This is a genomic window from Pseudomonas sp. NPDC087817 (genome assembly GCF_044742875.1).
Lineage (GTDB): Bacteria > Pseudomonadota > Gammaproteobacteria > Pseudomonadales > Pseudomonadaceae > Aquipseudomonas.
This window is the reverse complement of sequence record NZ_JBIUVJ010000020.1, coordinates 31,558-51,387: the sequence shown is the minus strand read 5'-3', so window position 1 is coordinate 51,387 and position 19,830 is coordinate 31,558. Positions and strand designations below refer to the sequence as shown.

Sequence of the window (19,830 nt, the reverse complement as noted above, 5' to 3'; positions counted from 1 at the left end):
GCTCCCGCTGGGGCGCGCAGCGGCCCCGATTTATATCCAGGCCAGAAACCATGGGCCTGCTGCGCAGTCCAGCAGGAGCAAGCTCCCTCGCCACAGGGATTTGTGTCAGGCGAGTTTTACCGCGTAGCCTTCTTCGCTGATGACTTCGATGACCTGCTCAGCACTCAGCGCACTTTCGACGCCGACTTCCTTGGCCGCCAGATCGACGCGCACACTGGCCGCCGGATCCTTGGCCTGTAAGGCGTTGGTGATGGCTTTGACACAGTGACCGCAGGACATGCCTTCAACATTGAACACTTGCATGCAAATGACTCCTTTTGAGTGAGGTTGCCGGCAGTTTCGAGCTTGCCACGATGGCAAGGTCAAGTTCTTGAATAAACTGCCGGGCTGGCAATCAGCGCCGCGCTCGGCCAAGCTGCGTGCATCAATGACATAAATTCAGGAGATTCAGCCATGCGCTGGTCAGCTTTCAGCCTGTTTGGCTTCCTCGGCCTGTTTGCCGCTATCCCTCAAGTGCAAGCCGCCGGCGAGGATTATGGCGTGCTGATCATTTCCCGCGAGCGCCTGGAAGTAGCGACGTCCTGCGAGATCGGTGTTTACATTCAGGATCAACTGTCGGCGCGCCTGTTTCAGGAGCAAAGCACCTCATTCAATCTGCCGCCGGGCAATGTCTCGCTACGGCTTAAACTGCTGCCGGGGCAAATGCCGGGCTGCAACCCGGGCATGCTCGCGCCGGGTTCGCAGGAGATCAAACTGCATGCCGGCGACATCCTGAAGTTCCGAATCGCGATGAACCAGGAAGGCATGTACTTGAAGCGCACCGATCTCGGTTACTAAGCAAATCCCCATGTGGGAGCGGGCTTGCTCGCTCCCACATTGATTGATGGTGCCTCAAAGATTGGCGCTTGACCTTGCCCGCATGGCAAGGTTGATCCTGTAGGCAACTTCTACAGGGAGCGTGACCGATGTCCGAATCCATCACTTTCGATCTGCCGATTGCCGGCATGACCTGCGCCAGTTGTGCCGGGCGTGTCGAGCGGGCCTTGAGCAAAGTCAGCGGCGCCAGTGCCGTCAGCGTCAACCTCGCCACCGAGCAGGCCCGCGTGCAGGCGCCCGGCGACAGCTTGCCGGCGTTGATGGACGCGGTTGAGCGCGCCGGTTACAGCGTGCCGCAACACACCCTCGAATTGAAAATTGATGGCATGACCTGCGCCTCCTGCGTGGGTCGTGTCGAGCGCGCCCTGAACAAAGTCATCGGAGTGAAAAGCGTCAGCGTCAACCTCGCCAATGAACGCGCGCACCTCGAACTGCTCGGCCAGATCGACGCGCAAAACCTGCTTGATGCCGTCAGCAAGGCCGGTTATTCAGCCAGCGTCTGGCAAGCCGAAAACCCACCCACCGATAACCAGCAACAGCGCCTGAAGCACGAGCGCTGGGCTTTGATCTGCGCGATCGCCCTCGCCCTGCCGCTAGTCTTGCCAATGTTGCTGCAACCGTTCGGCATTCACTGGATGCTGCCCGCCTGGGCGCAATTCGCCCTCGCCACGCCCGTGCAATTCATCTTCGGTGCACGGTTCTACGTGGCGGCGTGGAAAGCCGTGCGCGCCGGCGCTGGCAACATGGACTTGCTCGTCGCCCTCGGCACCAGCGCCGGTTATGGCTTGAGTCTTTATGAGTGGGCGACTGCCGCCGGGCGCATGCCACATCTGTATTTCGAAGCGTCGGCGGTGGTGATTGCCCTGGTGCTGCTCGGCAAATACCTCGAAAGCCGCGCCAAACGCCAGACCGCCAGTGCCATCCGCGCCCTTGAAGCCTTGCGGCCGGAACGGGCAATTCAGGTGATCGACGGCCGCGAACAGGATGTCGCCATCAGTGCCCTGCGCCTCAACGATCAAGTGCTGGTCAAACCCGGCGAGCGCTTCCCGGTCGACGGCGAAGTGCTGGAGGGCCAGAGCCACGCCGACGAAGCCTTGATCAGCGGTGAGAGTCTGCCGGTGCCGAAACAACCGGGGGATAAAGTCACCGGTGGTGCGATCAACGGTGAAGGTCGCTTGCTGGTGCGCACCACCGCACTCGGCGCGGAAAGCGTGCTGGCGCGGATCATTCGTCTGGTCGAAGACGCTCAAGCGGCGAAAGCACCGATCCAGAAACTGGTGGATAAAGTCAGCCAGGTGTTCGTGCCGACCGTGCTGGTCCTTGCCCTGGCAACGCTGATCGGTTGGTGGCTGTACGGCGCACCGCTGGAAACCGCGTTGATCAACGCCGTTGCGGTTCTGGTGATCGCTTGCCCTTGCGCCCTCGGTCTCGCCACGCCGACGGCGATCATGGCCGGCACTGGCGTGGCGGCGCGGCACGGCATTCTGATCAAGGACGCCGAAGCACTGGAACGCGCCCATGAAGTCAGCAGCGTGGTGTTCGACAAGACCGGCACGTTGACCTCCGGCACCCCGCGCATCGCGCATTTGAGTGCCGTCAATGGCGATGAAAATACGCTGCTGAAATTGGCCGGGGCCCTGCAACGCGGCAGCGAGCATCCGCTGGCCAAAGCGGTGCTTGACTCAGCCGCTGAGCGAAATCTGCCTGTGCCGGATATCAGCGACAGCCAGTCACTGACCGGTCGTGGCATCGCTGGCACGCTGGACGGTCGGCGTCTGGCCCTTGGCAATCGGCGGATGCTGGAAGAAAGCGGATTGAGTGCAGGCAACCTCAGCGAATCCGCCAAGGCATGGGAAGCCGAAGGCCGAACCCTGTCGTGGCTGATCGAACAAAGTCCCGAGCTGCGTGTACTGGGTTTGTTCGCCTTCGGTGACACCTTGAAGCCGGGCGCACTGCAAGCCGTACAACAACTCGCCGCACGCGATATCCACAGCCATTTACTGACCGGCGACAATCGCGGCAGTGCGCGCGTGGTGGCCGAGGCCCTTGGCATTAAAAACGTTCACGCCGAAGTCTTGCCGGCAGACAAAGCCGCCACCGTCGCCGAACTGAAGAAAATCGGCGTCGTCGCCATGGTCGGCGACGGCATCAACGATGCTCCGGCACTCGCTGCCGCCGACATCGGCATCGCCATGGGCGGCGGCACCGACGTCGCCATGCACGCAGCGGGCATCACGCTGATGCGCGGTGATCCACGGCTGGTGCCGGCGGCGCTGGAGATCAGCCGCAAGACCTACGCGAAAATTCGCCAGAATCTGTTCTGGGCCTTCGTCTACAACCTGATCGGCATTCCGCTGGCGGCGTTTGGCTTTCTCAACCCGGTGCTGGCCGGTGCGGCGATGGCGTTGTCGAGCGTCAGCGTAGTGAGCAATGCGCTACTGTTGAAAACCTGGAAACCCAAGGATCTGGAGGAGCACCGATGAACATCGGCCAAGCGGCCCGGCACAGTGGCCTGAGCGCGAAAATGATCCGCTACTACGAGTCGATCGGTTTGCTCAAAGCGGCCCATCGCACCGACAGCGGTTATCGGGTCTACGGCGATGATGACTTGCACACACTGGCTTTTATCAAGCGTTCGCGCGATCTCGGCTTTTCTCTCGAAGAAGTCGGCAAACTGCTGACGCTCTGGCAGGATCGCCAGCGGGCCAGCGCCGATGTGAAGGCGCTGGCGCGGCAGCACATCGACGAGTTGAACCAGAAGATCCGCGAACTCGGCGAGCTACGCGACACCTTGCAGGATCTGGTCGAGCATTGTCAGGGCGACCATCGCCCTGATTGCCCGATCCTCAAGGAGCTGGCGTCGGGCTGCTGCGCACAACCCGCCCGCGCCTGAGCGCCAGCCCTTTTACCGTCAGCAGGGTGCCGAGGGGAATGCCGTGGAACAGCATGACCACGGCCCCCGGTGTCCACCACTCGTAGAACGGCGCGGCGATCAACATGCCGACGCCGAATCCGGTCATTTGCAGCAACGTCAGGAAGCTGAAGATTGGCAGGCGCAGGTGTTCCGGTTCGCGTTGCAGCCGCGACATCAGGCCGACTTCTGAGAAGCCGTCACCCAGCCCGGCCGGCAAGGAAAACAACAGCAATCCGTAGAGACTGTGCTGCTGAAACATCAGGATGAAACCGCAGGACATCAGCGCCACGCCGAAGAAGAACCGCCGCTCCAGATGGATGTTGTCCGAGCCTTTCAGGCGGCTGGCGATTCGTGCACCGAGCAGTTTGCCGCTGGCCCATACCGCCAGCATCAGGCCCAGCGTGGTGCTCGCCGACTCGGGCGAGAGCAGTTTCGAGATGATCGGGAAACCGACGTTATGCGCGGCGCTACCCAAGGTGTCGGCCATCGTCACCGCGAGCATGGCGGCAATCACCGGCGCACTGCGCAGGCCTTGCTTGAGGGCCGACCATTCGCCGCGCTCGGGCTCGGTGTTGAGGGTCGGAGCGTCGAAACGCAGCGGCACAATCAGTAATGCAGCCAGCAAATAGGTCAGCGCGTTCAGGGCGAACACCGTTTCGAAGCCAAAACCCGCTACCAGCAACCCCGAGACCAGACTGCCGCCGACCATCGCCGCCGAAGAGGCCGAAGTGATCCACGCGTTTGTTTTCAGCAACTGCGACGGCTCGATCAGCCTGGGCAACTGGCTGTTGAGACCGATGGCGAACATTGAGTTGCCAAAGCCCAGCCCGAAGGCGATCAGCGGCAACAGCAGTGCTTGCTGGCTGACCGGCACGATCAGCAACAGACCAAGCACGCCAGCGCGCAGCAGATCGAATGCAATCAGCGGCAAACGCCCGCTCCAGCGCCGATAGAACCGCGTGCCGATCAGACTGGCGAAAATCCCGCCGCCGACGCGACTGGCGAGGAAAATGCCGACGCTCATGGCGCTGTTGCTCAGCAGATAGACGTACGTGGCCAGCGCAACCATGTTGAGGAAAGCGCCGAAATCAGAGATCAGTCGGGCGGTGATGATCAGGTAGGCGTTGCGGGGGGTGGTCACTTTCAGTCCTTGAGTGTGCGGAGGCAGACAAGATTCCCACACGCATTTCAAGAACACCACCATCCCCTGTGGGAGCTGGCTTGCCAGCGATAGCGGTGGTTCAGCCTGAAGACATGTATTGGCTGTACAGGCCCCTTCGCTGGCAAGCCAGCTCCCACAGGTTTTTCGGGTGCTGTCTGGAAAATGGCGGGCACAAAAAAACCCGGCCGAAGCCGGGTTTCTCTTTACACGATCACTGCATCCATGGCGGAGGCGGTGGCTCGTCCGACTTGCCCTTGGGCTCGTCATCTGCCGCACGAATCGCCTGCTTGCGCTCTTCGTCCAGCCGCGCCGCTTCGATCTCGCGCAGCACCCCGCCGACATCGGCCAGGTCCTCCGGATCGTCGAACTCACCGGTCAGCACACTGTTCGGATGCAAGGTGCCGGCTTCGTACAACGCCCACATTTCCTTGGCGTACTTGGTCGTCTTCAGCTCTGGCGCAAAACGGCCGAAGTATGAGGCCATGTTGCCAACGTCACGCTCGAGCATGCTGAACGCGTGGTTGTTGCCCGCTGCATCGACTGCTTGCGGCAGGTCGATGATGACCGGGCCGGTCGGTGTCAGCAGCACGTTGAACTCGGAGAGGTCACCGTGCACCAGACCGGTACACAACATCAGCACGATCTGCGAAATCAGGAACGCGTGATACTCGCGGGCCTGATCCGGCTCCAGCACCACGTCGTTCAGACGCGGCGCGGCGTCGCCGAATTCGTCGGCCACCAGTTCCATCAACAATACGCCATCGAGGAAGTCGTACGGTTTCGGCACGCGCACACCGGCACCGGCCAGACGAAACAGCGCCGCCACCTCGGCGTTCTGCCAGGCATCCTCGGTCTCTTTGCGACCGAACTTGGAGCCTTTGGCCATCGCTCGGGCCTGTCGGCTGTTGCGAACCTTGCGGCCTTCCTGATACTCGGCCGCCTGGCGGAAACTACGTTTGTTCGCCTCCTTGTAGACCTTTGCGCAACGTAACTGATTGCCGCAGCGCACCACATAAACAGCTGCTTCTTTACCACTCATCAGTGGGCGCAGCACTTCGTCGACCAGACCGTCCTCGATCAGGGGTTCAATGCGTTTTGGAGTCTTCATCAGCTTTTATTGTGGGTCCTTTATTACCAAACACGCGAATGTCACTCGTTATACGGCAATCCTCGCGTCTCGGGGAGGGGTTGCCGACCTGTGAACCTTGAGAATGCACACACTGTGCCGAAAATCTGACCGCGGCGAATCATAGCCGAGGCGGTGGTGAATGTTGCTGATCGGTGTTGAGGGCATTTGCGACAGAATCTGACATTGGCCTGTAAGTGTCCTTGAACATGCCCGCATAAACCTGTGGGAGCTGGCTTGCCAGCGATGGCGATATCCCAGTCAATAAAAATATTGAATCTGATGGCCTCATCGCGGGCAAGCCCGCTCCCACAGGATCCGATTTATCTTTCAATGATGGCAGTGACGCCTTGGCCGCCCGCGGCGCAAATCGAAATCAGCCCCCGGCCCTTGCCCGCCGCATCCAGCAACTTCGCCAGATTCGCAACAATCCGCCCACCCGTCGCGGCAAACGGATGCCCCGCCGCCAGCGAACTGCCTTTGACATTAAGCCGGCTGCGGTCGATCGAACCCAACGGCGCATCCAGCCCCAGACGGGTTTTGCAGTATTCAGGATCTTCCCAGGCCTTGAGCGTGCACAAAACCTGCGCAGCGAACGCCTCATGAATTTCGTAGTAGTCGAAGTCCTGCAACGTCAGCCCGTTACGCGCCAATAAACGTGGCACCGCGTACACCGGCGCCATCAGCAGGCCCTCGGCACCATTGACGAAATCCACCGCCGCCGCTTCGCCGTCGCGCAGGTAAGCGAGGATCGGCAAGCCGCGCTCTTTCGCCCATTCCTCACTGCCGAGCAACACCACCGAGGCGCCATCGGTGAGCGGCGTGGAGTTGCCCGCCGTCAGCGTACCTTTGGCGCTTTTTTCGAACGCCGGTTTCAGCGACGCGAGTTTTTCCAGGGTCAGGTCCGGGCGCAGATTGTTGTCGCGGGTCAGGCCGAGGAACGGCGTCATCAAATCGTTGTGCCAGCCTTCGCTGTAGGACGCGGCCAGTTTGTGATGGCTTTCCAGGGCCAGTTGATCCTGCTCTTCGCGGGGAATCTGCCAGGTCTGCGCCATCAGTTCGCAGTGCTGGCCCATCGACAGACCGGTGCGCGGCTCGCCATTGCGCGGGAATTCCGGGATCAGGTGTTGGGGGCGCAGTTGCAGAAAGGTCTTGAGTTTGTCGCCAGTGGTCTTGGCGCGGTTGGCTTGCAGGAGGATCTTGCGCAGGCCCTCGCTGACGCTGATCGGTGCGTCCGAGGTGGTGTCGACGCCGCCAGCAATGCCACTGTCGATCTGGCCAAGGGCGATTTTGTTCGCCACCAGCAGCGCCGCTTCCAGGCCGGTGCCGCAGGCTTGCTGGATGTCATAGGCCGGGGTGGTCGGAGACAGGCGCGAGCCAAGTACGCATTCGCGGGTCAGGTTCATATCCCGTGACAATTTAAGCACCGCGCCCGCCACGACCTCGCCGATGCGCTGGCCGTGCAGGTTGTAGCGTTCGATCAGGCCTTCGAGGGCGGCGGTGAGCATCGCCTGATTGCTGGCGGTAGCGTACGGTCCGTTGGAACGGGCGAAAGGGATACGGTTACCGCCGATGATCGCGACGCGGCGCAGCTGACTCATGAAAAGCTCCTTTTTAGATGTCCAGGTTCACATAGAACCCTGTGGGAGCTGGCTTGCCAGCGATGGGGCCGGCACATCCAACACCTTCAGTGGCAGACAGTCCGCCATCGCTGGCAAGCCAGCCCGCACAGGGTCAGTGGTCTACTCTGCTGTTCTAGCGTAGGCCTTATTGCGTGGATCGAACGATTGTTTGCCATTGGCAGTCCACACTTTGAACCCCAACATTTGGAGAGCGTTCCATGTCTGACCGCTATATCGACTTTGCCAACTCGTCCATCGGCCATCGTCTGGTCGGGGCTCTGGGCCTGCCGTCGCCGGTGCGACTGGAGCGCTGGCAGGCCGGACGCCTGCGGCCGGTGGAGGGTGCGCTGCTGATCGGCGGCGGGCCGCTGGCCGAGCGCGTCAGCGCCTTCGCCAATCGTTTGACCGAGGGGATTTACCGCTACGGCGAGCAACCGGCGAGCGCTACCGAATGGATTCCCGGCCTTGGTCCGAAACTCAAGGCTGTGGTGTTCGACGCCAGCGATCTGCAACAGACCGATCAGCTCAAACAGCTGCGCGAGTTCTTCCAGCCATTGATGAAAAACCTCGAATCCAGCGCCCACCTGGTGATCCTCGGTCGCGCCCCGGAAACCCTGAGCGATCCGTTCGCCGCCAGTGCACAACGGGCGCTGGAAGGTTTCTCCCGTTCGTTGGCCAAGGAGTTGCGCAGCGGTGGCACGCTGCAATTGATTTATGTCGGTGACGGTGCCGAAGATCAGTTGGAAGGCCCGCTGCGGTTTTTCCTTTCGCCGAAAAGTGCTTTCGTTTCCGGGCAGGTGATTCGCCTGACCGCTTGCGCAACGCCGGTCACCGACTGGACGCGACCACTGGCCGGGCGCAAGGCGCTGGTCACCGGCGCAGCGCGCGGCATTGGCGCTTCGATTGCCGAGACCCTGGCACGCGATGGCGCCGAGGTCATCCTGCTCGACGTGCCGCCGGCCAAGACCGATCTTGAAGCCCTCGCCGCACGCCTCGGCGGGCGCAGCATCACCCTCGACATCTGCGCGGAGGACGCTGCCACGCAACTGATCGAACAACTGCCGGACGGCATCGACATTCTGGTGCACAACGCCGGGATCACTCGCGACAAGACCTTGGCCAACATGACCCCGGAATTCTGGGACGCGGTGCTGGCGGTCAACCTCAATGCGCCGCAAGTGCTGACCAAAGCCCTGCTCGACAGCGGCACGCTGAAAGACAACGCGCGGGTGATCCTGCTCGCCTCGATCAGCGGTATCGCCGGTAATCGCGGGCAGACCAACTACGCCGCGAGCAAGGCAGGCTTGATCGGCCTGGCCCAGGCGTGGGCGCCGACACTGCTGGAACGCGGCATCAGCATCAACGCCGTGGCGCCGGGATTCATCGAAACGCAGATGACCGCGCACATTCCTTTCGGCCTGCGTGAGGCCGGACGACGCATGAGTTCGCTGGGCCAGGGCGGCCTGCCGCAAGACGTCGCCGAGGCCGTGGCTTGGCTGGCGCAACCGGGCACCGGCGCGTTCACCGGGCAGGCGCTGCGGGTCTGTGGACAAAGTGTTCTGGGGGCTTAGGCATGAGCATCGAATGGCACACACTGGACCGCGAACCGAGTCTGCCCGGGCTGTATGCGCGGGCGGCGACGCGACGCAAGATCACTGGCACGCAACTGCCCGACAGTGGCTTGCGCTGCTGGGTCGACATCGATGGCAAACGCCTGGCGGACTATCGCAAGGTCTGCGGTTTTACCGACGACGGTCTGCTGCCGCCGACTTATCCACACATCCTCGCGTTTGCCTTGCAGATGCAGTTGCTCACGGCAAAGGATTTTCCGTTCCCGCTGCTGGGTCTGATTCATTTGAGCAACCGCATTCGCGTGCTGCGGCCGATGGGTGCGATCAGTCGCGCGCAAGTCAGCGTGCGCGTGAATAATCTGCAAGCGCATCCCAAGGGCGCGACGTTCGATCTGCTGACCACGCTGGATGATCAGCTCGGGCCGTTGTGGGAAGCCGAAAGTCAGATGCTCTGTCGCGGGGTAAAACTTGACGGTGAAGCCGTCGAACAGCATTGGCAGCCATCGCAAGCGCTGACGGAAGTGGCCCATTGGAAGGCGTCGGCAGACATTGGCCGGCAATACGCCAAGGTGTCGGGAGACTACAACCCGATCCACCTGAGCGCGGCGAGCGCAAAGTTGTTCGGCTTTCCCACGGCCATCGCCCACGGCTTGTGGAACAAGGCCCGCACACTCGCGGCGCTGGCGGATCATTTACCCAAGGCCAATCTGGAGATCGCGGTGCACTTTCGCAAACCGGTGCGATTGCCGAGTGAGGTGACGTTGCTGGCCAGCGAAGCGGGATCCAGTGGCGAATTGCGGCTGGTGGGGGCGGGGGATCTGGAGCATATGGTGGGCAATTGGCAGCCGATTGCCTGAATCCAGAAGTGGGTGATGAAAACAGAATTTGTGTGAAGGAATCTCTGTGGTGATGGGATTTATCCCCTCACCACAAAAGCTCCCTGTCACCACAAGGTTTTCAGCGCCCGGGAAATAGGGGCCGACCTGTAAATTGTGTATATATCACTTAAGTTTTTCCGCACCTTGACCACCTCTTCGACAAACACCTGGCCTTGATTCTCAAGGCTTTTTTTTGCGCGTCTATATCTTGGGTATTAGTCCTTAGGCGCTGCGCATCACCTTATATATAAAGGCGTTAATACCAACTTGAGAATGGCCTGGAACCTGCCCTTGGACTGAGATTGACACAACGGACGGAGGCATCACCGGCGATAGACCGGGGAGCCATCGAAGACAACGAACGTTGTAACAGGTGCAAGGAATCTCGATCATGAAAACTCAAGACGTGTGGTGCAAATCGGCAATCGCTCTGGCATTGATCCTCTCCCTCGGCCTCGCCGGTTGCAGCAGTGGCGGTGGCGGCCATAAAAGCAGTTCCGGGAGTTCTTCTCCCGCCAGCAGCGCAGGAACCGATGGCTCCGGCGGCACGGGTGCCACTGATGGGACCGGCGGCGGCACCGCTGGAACGGGTGGGACCGGTGGCACTGGCGGTACCGGTGGCACAGACGGCACTGCAGGCACTGGCGGTACGGGCGGAACGGGAGGCACCAATCCAACCAACCCGACTAATCCGACCAACCCGACGGATCCAACCAATCCAACGAACCCGACTGATCCAACCAACCCGACCAATCCAACTACTCCGTCACTGGTAACCACCACCCTGGTGCAGGATGTGGGCAAAACCGTCAGCGGCGTCGGCGATGGCGTCGGTCAGATTGGCGACTCCTTGAGCACCGTGCCTGTAGTCGGTGGCGTAGTGCAGAGCGCGGCGAACACCACCGGCAACGTTGTCACCACGCTAGGCGATGGCATTGCCAATGGCGTCGGCAAACTGGCGACCGACCCTAAAGGCCTGACCACCACCGTGGCCTCGGTCGGCGGAGTTGTTACCGATGTCGGCAACGGCGTGTCCGACCTCAGCGGCAAACTGGCAACCGCCACCGGCAGCGTTCCCGTGGTCGGCGGCGTGGTCACCAAAGTGGCACCATTGCTCGACGGCGTTGGCGAGAAAGTCACCATGCTCGGCGATACCCTCGACACCACGCTGACCAATGGCCCAACCAGCCAATTGACCAATAAAGTCGGCGCCAGCCTGGTCCCGGTGATCGCCATGGTTGAAAGCACCACCGGCAAACTCGGCGCTACCACCGGCCTCGGTGATCCGCTCAAAGGCGTGATTTCGCAAGTCGGCGGCACCGTGAACGGTTTGGGCGGCAAGGTCACCGCTGCTGGCAATGGCAACGCCGTGACCAACACCCTCGGCGGTGCCGTGAGCAACGTCGGCACAGCGGTTGGCAAGGCGGGTGGGCTGGTGTCCAACGGCACCGGCTCAGGAACTGGTGGCGGTATCGGCGGTGGACTGGGTGGCGGCCTCGGCGGCACGGGTCTGTTGCAAACCGTGGGCGGCGCCGTGGTTAACGTCGGCACAGGCTTGAACGCTGGCAATACCAACGGCGTGGTCAGTGCCGGTGGCGTTGCCGCAGGCGGACTGGGTAACACCGTCGCTTCGCTGAACACCGTGCTCGGCGGTTCGGGCTCACCGATTACTGCAACGACTTCGCCACTGGCCACTGTCGGCGCCACCGTCGGTGCAGGTCTGAATCCGGTCACCAGCGCCGTCACCAACGTGACCCAGCAAGTCGGCGCCGCTACTGGTCTCGGCTCGCCAGTCGCCGCGCTCACAGGTCAAGTCGGCGGTGCGGTCAGCAATCTGGGTGGCGCGATTGCCGCCACCAACAACCCGGTCACCACAGCCGTCGGAGGTCTGGTCAACAACGTCGGTGGTACCGTTGCAGCGGTTGGCGGCCTGGTCAACGGCGGCACCGGAACCGCAACCGGCGGCGGCACCACGGGCGGTCTGGGCGGAGTACTCGGTGGCCTGACCGGCGCCCTGGGAGGCAACAAACGCTAAATTGCACCTGGCCGATTCGACGGCCTCACATACAGCGCCTACGCTTGGTTGAGGGCGGAAGATTCCCACGAGTCTTCCGCTTTTTTCTTAGGAGAACCCAGCCCTGTGCTGTGATCTGACCATGGAGTGTCCTATGCGCGTTATGGCATCCCTGCTGTGCCTCAGTCTCAGTTCCGCCGCCCTCGCCGACACCCTCCCCAGCTTTCTCAACAGCAACGAAACCATCCGTAATCTGCCCGTGCCGAATTTGCCGGCCGACGCCTATCGCCCGGCTGCCGCGCCGTTGCAGGTGCCAGACCCCGGCGCAACTGCCGCGCAACCGTTGATGATGAGCACCAAGGTCAATCTCAAAACCGTGCAGATCGAGGGCGGCACGATCTATCCGCTGAACGAGTTGGCCGACAATTACAAACCACTGATCGGCCACGAAACCAGCCTCGCCGAGCTGATCGAAGCGACGCGCAACATCACCCGGCGCTATCAGCAGGACGGCTACCTGCTGTCCTACGCCTTTTTACCGCAACAGAACTTCGACGACGGCGTCGCCCGCGTCGTACTGGTCGAAGGTTACGTGCGGGATGTGCAGATGCAGGGTGATGTCGGCAGGGTCAAAGGCCTGCTCGACAAACTGGCGGCGAAAATTCAGGCCGAGCGGCCGCTGACCCGCAAGACGTTCGAGCGCTATACCACGTTGATGACGCGCGTCCCCGGCGTGACGATCCAGGCACAAGTACCGCCGCCGGGTACCACCGATGGCGCCACAACGCTGGTCGCGCAAGCCAGCCGCAAACCATTCACCAGCACGCTGAGCACCACTGAAGACAACCGCAACGGCACGCAAGCTTTACTCGGCGTGAGCAGCAATTCGCAGACGTCCATGGGCGAGCAATTGAGCCTCAGCGGTCTGTTTCCGCCGGGTGACGACAAAGAACATTACTACCGCCTCGACTACAGCCAGTTCCTCGATAGCGAAGGTACGCAACTGGCCCTTTCCGCCTCCCGCTACCGTGCCGACCCCGGCACCAATGTGCTGCTCGACAATGGCCTGCAACTCAAACCGCATCGGGAGAACGACCGTTATTCGATCGGCTTCACCCTCCCCCTGATCGCGGCTTCCAACGAACTGCTGACCGCCGGATCGCGGCTGTACGCGGTCAATGACAAGACTCGCTACAACGTTATCGGTTACCCGCTGAGCGTCGAAGAACGCACCGACATCCGCGCCCTCGCTTTCGAGAGCGATTGGCGCAAGGCCGATGCCCAGCAATTGCGGATTCTCAGCGGTGGCGTGTACCAAGGCCTGGACAGCATGGGCGCGAAGACCAACAACAACGCCATCGACCTCGACTTCTTCCGGGTGCGCCTGTCCGGCGTGCAGAGCGACAAGTTCTTCGACAACTGGCAAGGCGTGCTGTCGGCCGCGTTGTACTGGAGCGACGACACCCTCCCCGACAGCGAACGCGCAGTGTTCGGCGGGCAGAATTTCGGGCGCGGTTATCCCGATGATCAGGCGTCGGGCGACAAGGGCTGGGGTGTGGCTTACGAGGTCAACTACAGTTTCAATCGCGACGGCAACTGGGTGCGCATCCTGCAACCGTACGTGGTGCTCGATCGTTCGCGCAGTTGGTTCAATGAATTGCCGGTGCAGGCCAACAACTTGTCGTCGGCGGCGGTGGGTTTGAGATTCGGCGACGCCAAGTACTACAACATTGCGCTGGAAGCGGCGAAGGCGATGTCGGATGAAGCGCTGGACACTTTCAATCGGCGGACGCGTTACAGCATCAGCTTCAGTTATCAGTTGTAGGGTGTCAGATAAATCTGTTGAGCTGACAGACCGCCATCGCTGGCAAGCCAGCTCCCACAGGTTGGAACGTATTCCAAATGTGGGAGCTGGCTTGCCAGCGATGAACGATCACGCGGTTATCTGATGGATCAGAACGCGTAACGCACCTTCGCCGTAAAGCCATCGGAATCAAATCCGCTGGCCGTCACGTAGTTGTAGGCACCGCCGACACTCCACGCGCCCATCCGGTAGTTCGCGCCCAAGCCCAGTTCATAGCTGTCACGCACTGGCGTGGTGCCGTGGCTGGTGAACGAATCGCCGCCCTGTACAAACGAAGACTGCGTGGACACCTTGTCGCCAATCACGTCGTGCCAGGCCATCAGTTTCGCTTCAGGCTCAAGACTGCCTGCGCCGACTGCAAACGCAGCAGCCAGACGCGCGCCCATGCCCAACTCACCGACTTCGTAACGCTGGCTGCCGACATTCAGCGAGGCGGCGCTGCCTTTCTCGCGATACGCATCCATGCCCACGTTGGCGTAACGTGCGCCGACTTGCGGCTCCAGCACGACATCCGGCATCAGACGCAGGCTGTAACCGGCCAGGGCACTGACGCCAAACACATCACTGTCGTAATCACCCTTGGCGCGGGTGCCGGCGATGTAGCGCTTGGACTCGTTGTCGTTCCAGCCGTACATCAACGAGGTGTCGACGAACCAGTTGTCATGCACCCAGTTGCCGTAGACCGTCAGCGCGTGACCGGTGACTTTGGTCTTGCTGCCCAGGTCGGATTTCACGTCGGTATCGAGGTAGCTGTAAGCCAGGCCCAGCGTCGTGTCTGCGTTCAACTGGCCATCGGCACCCACGGCAATCCCGTGGCTGTCGGCGTCATAACCCGACACACCGCGGCGCTCGTCCTGATTGGCATCGCTGCTCAGGGCTTGCAGCCACACGTCTTTTTCGCTCGAACCGGTGGTATTGCGCGCGCGGCTGGAGCGTTCGTTGATCACGCCGGAGACCAGCGTCTGGCTGTTGGTGGCGGCGTGCAGCACGCCTCGGCTGACATCCGGGCTGAGGGACTCGGACAGACGCGCCAGTTGCGCATCGGTGCTGGCATTGGCGAAGGTCTGGAACACCGGATCCTGCTCGTCGATGCGTGACATCAGGCTGGTCAAATGTCCTGCCGCCGTTGCAGCGTTGTGGCTGCCACCGGCATCAAGCGTGTTTTCCGTCACCACATCCTGCGACTTGGTGCTGACCAATGCCTTGATGTCGTTGCCTTCGACGCCATAGCTTTTTACATAGAGCAGCGCGGAGGTCGACTCGACGGCGAGGTTTTCCCCACCGACGAGATTGCCCGAACTGATCAAGGTGTATCGGTTGCCGGCGGCGGCGGTGCGGAAATCGCTGGAGCGCGCCTGCAATTGCAGGTGTCCGCCCGGTGCGATGTCGGTGGTGCCGCTGACCGTCAGAATCGGCCGGTTGATATCGGTGTCATTGCCGACCGACATCGCGATATTCGATTCGGCGTCTTCCATGTCCAGATTGCCGATGATCGTGGTGTGAGGCTGCACCAGATTCAACGTGGCCTTTTGAATGGCCACGTAACCGGACTTGATCAGCGAACCATCGAAGTCGACTTCGCCATCGACCGCCATCCCGGACAGGCCGAGCAAATTGCCTTTGACGTCGCCGCCCCACCAGTACAAATAACTGCGCCCATCGTCCACCTGGATGGCAGCCGTTCGGCCTTCGACCAGTCCCCCGCCGAGGGTGATATTGAACGAGCCTTGCGCGGCCGGCTGATTGCTCACATGGATGCCAATGCTTTCGCCGGAAATGGTGCCCATGTTGAAAATGCTGTCGGTACTGTCACTCGCCCTCGGCACAAACGCTGCGCCGTTCAATGACAGCCCTTCTGCGCCATTGCCGGTGGCCTTGATCGTCTTGACGTTGTAGATCGACGCTGATTGCCGGGTGTTTTCCATGTAAATGCCACGGGCATTGTTACCACTGACGATGATGTTGCCACCGAGGTCATTGTTCACACCGTCGCCGATGGTCGTGCCGATCAGCGAAATCCCTGTGGCGTTATTGCCGGTGACGGTGATAGTGCCTCTGTTGAGCAGGTGACGCGTGATCGGCATGTCCTTTAGCGCGATACCGGTCGAATCACCACTGTCGGCCAGACCATTGACGGTGATCGAGCCCTCATGAATGAGGTTCGAACCGAGTCCGACCCAGGAAATACCCGCTGACTTTATATCGATCCCGACACCGTGGGTTGCACCATCAATGGTGATCGCAGCCTTGTTGGTCATCTCGACATTGACCCGCGATCCGGAAAACTGCGCGGCGCTGGTCATGGCCGACGGCGAAGTCTCCACAACGTTTATCGAGCCGACGAGATTGAGGAAGTCATACGTTTTCCTGACGCTGACCAATGGCCCGCCACTCAGATCGTAATTGAGCGTGGCGGCCAACGCAGTCGGGGCGTTGAAAGTGGCAGCAGCAACGGAAAGCGCCAATAACGAGCGGCGCAGGCAAGAAGTGTTCACGCGAGATTCCCTTCCAAAACAGCAAATACGGTTTCAGCAGGGTTCACGCATTCACTTTGGCATCCCTACCGGCCCACCAGTTCATCTGATCCGGGCGCGGCGCAATCTACACGAGCCATCATTTCGACACCATTAAAATGTCAAAGTGATGGCGTCAATTTTTCGATAGCCCACTGCGGCGGCTCCGACGCAGAACGGCCAGGCAACAAGTATTGGGATGGCTGAAAGGGCCTCATCGCTGGCAAGCCAGCTCCCACAGGTTTTGCATCAGGTCTTGAATCAGCGCATGACCTTGCGGGAGCTGGCTTGCCAGCGATGAACGATAACGCGGTAAACCTGCGGATCAGGTCTGCGGATCCACCCGGTCCAGCGCGCGGTTCACCGCCAGTTCGGCAAGCATGACAACCTGCTGGATGCCCAACACCGTGCTGCGCTGCGTGCCGCTCAGTTCATTGGCGAAGTTGCTGGTCGCCGCGCTGGCACTGGCCAGCGATTCGCAAGCGTGGGCGAGCAGGCTTTCGGTGTCGACATTCGGATTGACGAGGAACATCGTGCTGGGTTGGCGGGGTTTGACGGGATTGGGGCAGAGGTAGAAATCGAGGGCGCGTTTGATGGCTTCGCGGTTTCTGGCCTGGTCCTCGGCGCGCAGGATTTCTTCGAGCGGGGTGGTGGTTTCGAGGGGTGGGTCGGGAATCAGTTTGTCCATTGCAACAGTTCTCCACAGTCTTCAGCGCAACCCCTTTGCCATTCTCACGGGGCAAAGAGGTGGCAGCTATATGCGGGGTGAGAATACCGGTTATGGACACCCGGCCAGACCGAAGTCTGCCCGCACACAGCCGCCATGACGCAAACCAACAGCGGATAGCTGGCGGCGATTATGCGTGCACAGATACTGAATGACCATAAGTTGCCGGGTTCTCACACCCCATCGCTGAGAGGTCAGCGACAGCCCAAGACTAGTGAGCCCACGTCCGACGGACAACCTGAAAACCTTGTGGGACAGTTCCTGTAAATCCACACATATTTAAACAACTGATGATGGGGTGACTGGGCGGGCCTCATCGCTGGCAAGTCAGCTCCCACAGGTTTTGCATCAGTCTTGAATCAGCATATGACCTTGTGGGAGCTGGCTTGCCAGCGATGAACGATAACGCGGTAAACCTGCGGATCAGGTCTGCGGGTCCACCCGGTCCAGCGCGCGGTTCACCGCCAGTTCGGCGAGCATGACAACCTGCTGGATGCCCAACACCGTGCTGCGCTGCGTGCCGCTCAGTTCATTGGCGAAGTTGCTGGTCGCCGCGCTGGCACTGGCCAGCGATTCGCAAGCGTGGGCGAGCAGGCTTTCGGTGTCGACACTCGGATTGACGAGGAACATCGTGCTGGGTTGGCGGGGTTTGACGGGATTGGGGCAAAGGTAGAAATCGAGGGCGCGTTTGATGGCTTCGCGGTTTCTGGCCTGGTCCTCGGCGCGCAGGATTTCTTCGAGCGGGGTGGTGGTTTCGAGGGGTGGGTCGGGAATCAGTTTGTCCATGAAAAAGCTCCTGCTTGGCTGTTGGAGCCACCTCCCGATCGTTTCCACACGATAAAAAGGTGGCAGCTGTACGCGGGGTGGAAAACCGATAAGTAGGCAACCGGCCAGACCGAAGTCTGCCCACGCACAGCCGCCGCGACGCAGTTTGCAGACGAACGAAGACGTCGGCAACGATTACGGTGCTGATGCAATGCATCTACTTAGAATTCAGGTTTCCACACCCGATCGCTGAGAGGTCAGCGACCGCCCACGACTAGAGAGCGCACGTCCGACAGACAACCTGAAAACCTTGTGGGACAGTTCCGGTAAATCAACACATATTTAAACAACTGATCATGGGGTGACTGGGCGGGCCTCATCGCGGGCAAGCCCGCTCCCACAGGGGTCGTGTGCAAATTCAAGACTGATGCAAATCCTGTGGCAACTGGCTCCCCAGGTTCATTTGCAGATCCAAGATCTGATGCAAATCCCATGGCAGCTGGCTCCCCAGGTTCATTTGCAGATCCAAGATCTGATGCAAATCCCCTGGCAACTGGCTCCCCAGGTTCATGTGCAAACCCAAGACTGATGCAAATCCTATGGCAACTGGCTCCCCAGGTTCATTTGCATATCCAAGATCTGATGCAAATCCCATGGCAGCTGGCTCCCCAGGTTCATTTGCAGATCCAAGATCTGATGCAAATCCCATGGCAACTGGCTCCCCAGGTTCATGTGCAAACCCAAGACTGATGCAAATCCTGTGGGAGCTGGCTTGCCAGCGATGAACGATGACGCGGTAAACCTGCTGAAAAACTGTCAGCCCCCGCCCCCCGAGCCACTGTCGACCTTGCCGCCCTGCTCCTGATCGAAAAACTGCGGGATCTCGTGCTGATAGCTTTTCAGCCAACGCTGCATGGTCAGTTCACGCTCGGTCGGCGTGGCCGTTTGCACTTTCGGCGAGGCGACTTTGTTGCGGCCCTGCAGTTGCAGCCAGCCTTCGGTTTCCTGTTGCTGGGCCGAGGCCGGGCCGGCGTCGATGGCGTAGCTGGTCAGCGGCAGTGCCAACAAGCCCAGACAAAACATCGCGGTTTTCATCACAGTTCTCCTGACTTGAGCATCGCCGTGACAGCGACGGTGGCGCGACTCGGCGACTTGAGTTTTTCCGCGCGGCTCTGGGCCTCACTGAATTGCGCCGGGCTCAGACCGAGACGGCTGACCAGTTCGGCGGCGCGGGTCCAGTCGTCCTGATAGAGCAACAGCGTGACCAGATTCAGCGCCGCCAGTTGATCGCTCTGCTTAAGCTCCATGGCGGTGAGGAATTCGAAACGGGCGTCTTCGATGCGCAACTGGTTGAGGTAAACCACGCCGAGGTCGTTGCGGATTTTTTCGTCGGTCGGCGCCAACCGTGCCGCACGTTGCAGGTGCGCTTGCGCCTGGCCGTAGTCGGATTTCGCTGCGGCGAGTTGGCCCAGACCATGCTCGGCCTCGGCAGCGAGGCAGGTGCCGAGCAGGCTGCGATACAACGGCTCGGCCTCGCTGCGACCGAGCAGGCGATAGACCTTGGCCTTGCGCAAACGCACATCGGCAAGGTTGTCCGGCAGGCTTTGCAGGTTGGCCAGGCTGGCGTGCAGCTTGCCGTCATTGGCCATGTCATCGGCCAGGTTCAGCGACAGTTGCTGATCGGAACTCAACTTTCCGCAACTGGCGCTGTTGGTCAGCGCCTCCCACGGGTTCTGCCCGGTATTGGCGCAGCCACCGAGCATCAACAAACACATGCCTGCAATCATTGCTTTCATCA

Annotated in this window: 17 protein-coding genes; 7 read left to right on the top strand and 10 right to left on the bottom strand. The window is 60.8% G+C overall.

Going from position 1 to position 19,830, the window contains the following annotated elements; translation table 11 throughout:
• Window positions 1-105: 105 nt before the first annotated feature.
• A complete protein-coding gene (locus ACIONG_RS15570; protein ID WP_315446400.1) occupies window positions 106-303 on the bottom strand; it encodes a cation transporter in 198 nt (65 codons plus the stop codon).
• 150 nt (window positions 304-453) lie between these two features.
• Here ACIONG_RS15570 and ACIONG_RS15565 point away from each other — a divergent pair, with 150 nt between their 5' ends.
• From ACIONG_RS15565 to cueR, 3 genes are all read left to right on the top strand, one after another.
• Window positions 454-837 (top strand): hypothetical protein, encoded by a 384-nt coding sequence (locus ACIONG_RS15565; RefSeq protein ID WP_213027459.1) that lies wholly within the window; start codon window positions 454-456, stop codon window positions 835-837.
• Between the two features lie 128 nt (window positions 838-965).
• Window positions 966-3,359, top strand: coding sequence for a heavy metal translocating P-type ATPase (locus ACIONG_RS15560; protein ID WP_401300741.1), 2,394 nt, complete (start codon window positions 966-968; stop codon window positions 3,357-3,359).
• The gene (gene cueR / locus ACIONG_RS15555) at window positions 3,356-3,769 is read left to right on the top strand and encodes a Cu(I)-responsive transcriptional regulator (protein ID WP_096819703.1); all 414 of its coding nucleotides are present in this window, start codon (window positions 3,356-3,358) and stop codon (window positions 3,767-3,769) included. The genes ACIONG_RS15560 and cueR overlap by 4 nt, the downstream gene beginning before the upstream one ends.
• Here the strand turns inward: cueR and ACIONG_RS15550 are convergent.
• The 3 genes from ACIONG_RS15550 to ACIONG_RS15540 form a co-directional block, all read right to left on the bottom strand.
• Window positions 3,723-4,931, bottom strand: coding sequence for an MFS transporter (locus ACIONG_RS15550; protein ID WP_401300738.1), 1,209 nt, complete (start codon window positions 4,929-4,931; stop codon window positions 3,723-3,725). The genes cueR and ACIONG_RS15550 overlap by 47 nt on opposite strands.
• A 232-nt stretch (window positions 4,932-5,163) precedes the next feature.
• Window positions 5,164-6,060 carry a PA4780 family RIO1-like protein kinase gene (locus tag ACIONG_RS15545; RefSeq protein ID WP_103306280.1) on the bottom strand — a complete coding sequence of 299 codons (897 nt, stop codon included), beginning with the start codon at window positions 6,058-6,060 and terminating at the stop codon, window positions 5,164-5,166.
• Between the two features lie 341 nt (window positions 6,061-6,401).
• A complete protein-coding gene (locus ACIONG_RS15540) occupies window positions 6,402-7,679 on the bottom strand; it encodes an acetyl-CoA C-acetyltransferase (protein WP_401300735.1) in 1,278 nt (425 codons plus the stop codon).
• Window positions 7,680-7,918: 239 nt separating this feature from the next.
• Here ACIONG_RS15540 and ACIONG_RS15535 point away from each other — a divergent pair, with 239 nt between their 5' ends.
• From ACIONG_RS15535 to ACIONG_RS15520, 4 genes are all read left to right on the top strand, one after another.
• On the top strand, window positions 7,919-9,271 hold the full coding sequence (locus tag ACIONG_RS15535; protein ID WP_401300732.1) for a 3-oxoacyl-ACP reductase: 1,353 nt from the start codon (window positions 7,919-7,921) through the stop codon (window positions 9,269-9,271).
• Between the two features lie 2 nt (window positions 9,272-9,273).
• The gene (locus ACIONG_RS15530; RefSeq protein WP_401300730.1) at window positions 9,274-10,128 is read left to right on the top strand and encodes a MaoC family dehydratase; all 855 of its coding nucleotides are present in this window, start codon (window positions 9,274-9,276) and stop codon (window positions 10,126-10,128) included.
• A 412-nt stretch (window positions 10,129-10,540) separates the two neighbouring features.
• The gene (locus ACIONG_RS15525; protein WP_401300728.1) at window positions 10,541-12,184 is read left to right on the top strand and encodes a collagen-like triple helix repeat-containing protein; all 1,644 of its coding nucleotides are present in this window, start codon (window positions 10,541-10,543) and stop codon (window positions 12,182-12,184) included.
• Between the two features lie 133 nt (window positions 12,185-12,317).
• A complete protein-coding gene (locus ACIONG_RS15520) occupies window positions 12,318-13,988 on the top strand; it encodes a ShlB/FhaC/HecB family hemolysin secretion/activation protein (protein ID WP_401300725.1) in 1,671 nt (556 codons plus the stop codon).
• Between the two features lie 128 nt (window positions 13,989-14,116).
• Here ACIONG_RS15520 and ACIONG_RS15515 read toward each other — a convergent pair whose 3' ends face one another.
• The 6 genes from ACIONG_RS15515 to ACIONG_RS15490 all read right to left on the bottom strand — a co-directional run bounded on the left by ACIONG_RS15515 (window position 14,117) and on the right by ACIONG_RS15490 (window position 19,828).
• A complete protein-coding gene (locus ACIONG_RS15515) occupies window positions 14,117-16,522 on the bottom strand; it encodes an autotransporter outer membrane beta-barrel domain-containing protein (protein WP_401300722.1) in 2,406 nt (801 codons plus the stop codon).
• A 343-nt stretch (window positions 16,523-16,865) separates the two neighbouring features.
• On the bottom strand, window positions 16,866-17,228 hold the full coding sequence (locus ACIONG_RS15510) for a DUF6124 family protein (RefSeq protein WP_103306287.1): 363 nt from the start codon (window positions 17,226-17,228) through the stop codon (window positions 16,866-16,868).
• 462 nt (window positions 17,229-17,690) lie between these two features.
• Window positions 17,691-18,053, bottom strand: a complete 363-nt coding sequence (locus tag ACIONG_RS15505; protein WP_103306288.1) for a DUF6124 family protein — start codon at window positions 18,051-18,053, stop codon at window positions 17,691-17,693.
• A gap of 397 nt (window positions 18,054-18,450) precedes the next feature.
• Window positions 18,451-18,741, bottom strand: a complete 291-nt coding sequence (locus tag ACIONG_RS15500; RefSeq protein WP_401300718.1) for a hypothetical protein — start codon at window positions 18,739-18,741, stop codon at window positions 18,451-18,453.
• Window positions 18,742-18,848: 107 nt separating this feature from the next.
• The gene (locus tag ACIONG_RS15495) at window positions 18,849-19,127 is read right to left on the bottom strand and encodes a DUF3613 domain-containing protein (RefSeq protein WP_401300716.1); all 279 of its coding nucleotides are present in this window, start codon (window positions 19,125-19,127) and stop codon (window positions 18,849-18,851) included.
• Window positions 19,127-19,828 (bottom strand): hypothetical protein, encoded by a 702-nt coding sequence (locus tag ACIONG_RS15490; protein WP_401300714.1) that lies wholly within the window; start codon window positions 19,826-19,828, stop codon window positions 19,127-19,129. The genes ACIONG_RS15495 and ACIONG_RS15490 overlap by 1 nt, the downstream gene beginning before the upstream one ends.
• Window positions 19,829-19,830: the final 2 nt, after the last annotated feature.

Bases quoted from the DNA above. Each gene is read 5' to 3' on its own strand.
- ACIONG_RS15570 (WP_315446400.1), bottom strand. From the start codon at position 303: ATGCAAGTGTTCAATGTTGAAGGCATGTCCTGCGGTCACTGTGTCAAA.
- ACIONG_RS15565 (WP_213027459.1), top strand. From the start codon at position 454: ATGCGCTGGTCAGCTTTCAGCCTGTTTGGCTTCCTCGGCCTGTTTGCC.
- ACIONG_RS15560 (WP_401300741.1), top strand. From the start codon at position 966: ATGTCCGAATCCATCACTTTCGATCTGCCGATTGCCGGCATGACCTGC.
- cueR (WP_096819703.1), top strand. From the start codon at position 3,356: ATGAACATCGGCCAAGCGGCCCGGCACAGTGGCCTGAGCGCGAAAATG.
- ACIONG_RS15545 (WP_103306280.1), bottom strand. From the start codon at position 6,060: ATGAAGACTCCAAAACGCATTGAACCCCTGATCGAGGACGGTCTGGTC.
- ACIONG_RS15540 (WP_401300735.1), bottom strand. From the start codon at position 7,679: ATGAGTCAGCTGCGCCGCGTCGCGATCATCGGCGGTAACCGTATCCCT.
- ACIONG_RS15535 (WP_401300732.1), top strand. From the start codon at position 7,919: ATGTCTGACCGCTATATCGACTTTGCCAACTCGTCCATCGGCCATCGT.
- ACIONG_RS15530 (WP_401300730.1), top strand. From the start codon at position 9,274: ATGAGCATCGAATGGCACACACTGGACCGCGAACCGAGTCTGCCCGGG.
- ACIONG_RS15525 (WP_401300728.1), top strand. From the start codon at position 10,541: ATGAAAACTCAAGACGTGTGGTGCAAATCGGCAATCGCTCTGGCATTG.
- ACIONG_RS15520 (WP_401300725.1), top strand. From the start codon at position 12,318: ATGCGCGTTATGGCATCCCTGCTGTGCCTCAGTCTCAGTTCCGCCGCC.
- ACIONG_RS15510 (WP_103306287.1), bottom strand. From the start codon at position 17,228: ATGGACAAACTGATTCCCGACCCACCCCTCGAAACCACCACCCCGCTC.
- ACIONG_RS15505 (WP_103306288.1), bottom strand. From the start codon at position 18,053: ATGGACAAACTGATTCCCGACCCACCCCTCGAAACCACCACCCCGCTC.
- ACIONG_RS15500 (WP_401300718.1), bottom strand. From the start codon at position 18,741: ATGGGATTTGCATCAGATCTTGGATCTGCAAATGAACCTGGGGAGCCA.
- ACIONG_RS15495 (WP_401300716.1), bottom strand. From the start codon at position 19,127: ATGAAAACCGCGATGTTTTGTCTGGGCTTGTTGGCACTGCCGCTGACC.
- ACIONG_RS15490 (WP_401300714.1), bottom strand. From the start codon at position 19,828: ATGAAAGCAATGATTGCAGGCATGTGTTTGTTGATGCTCGGTGGCTGC.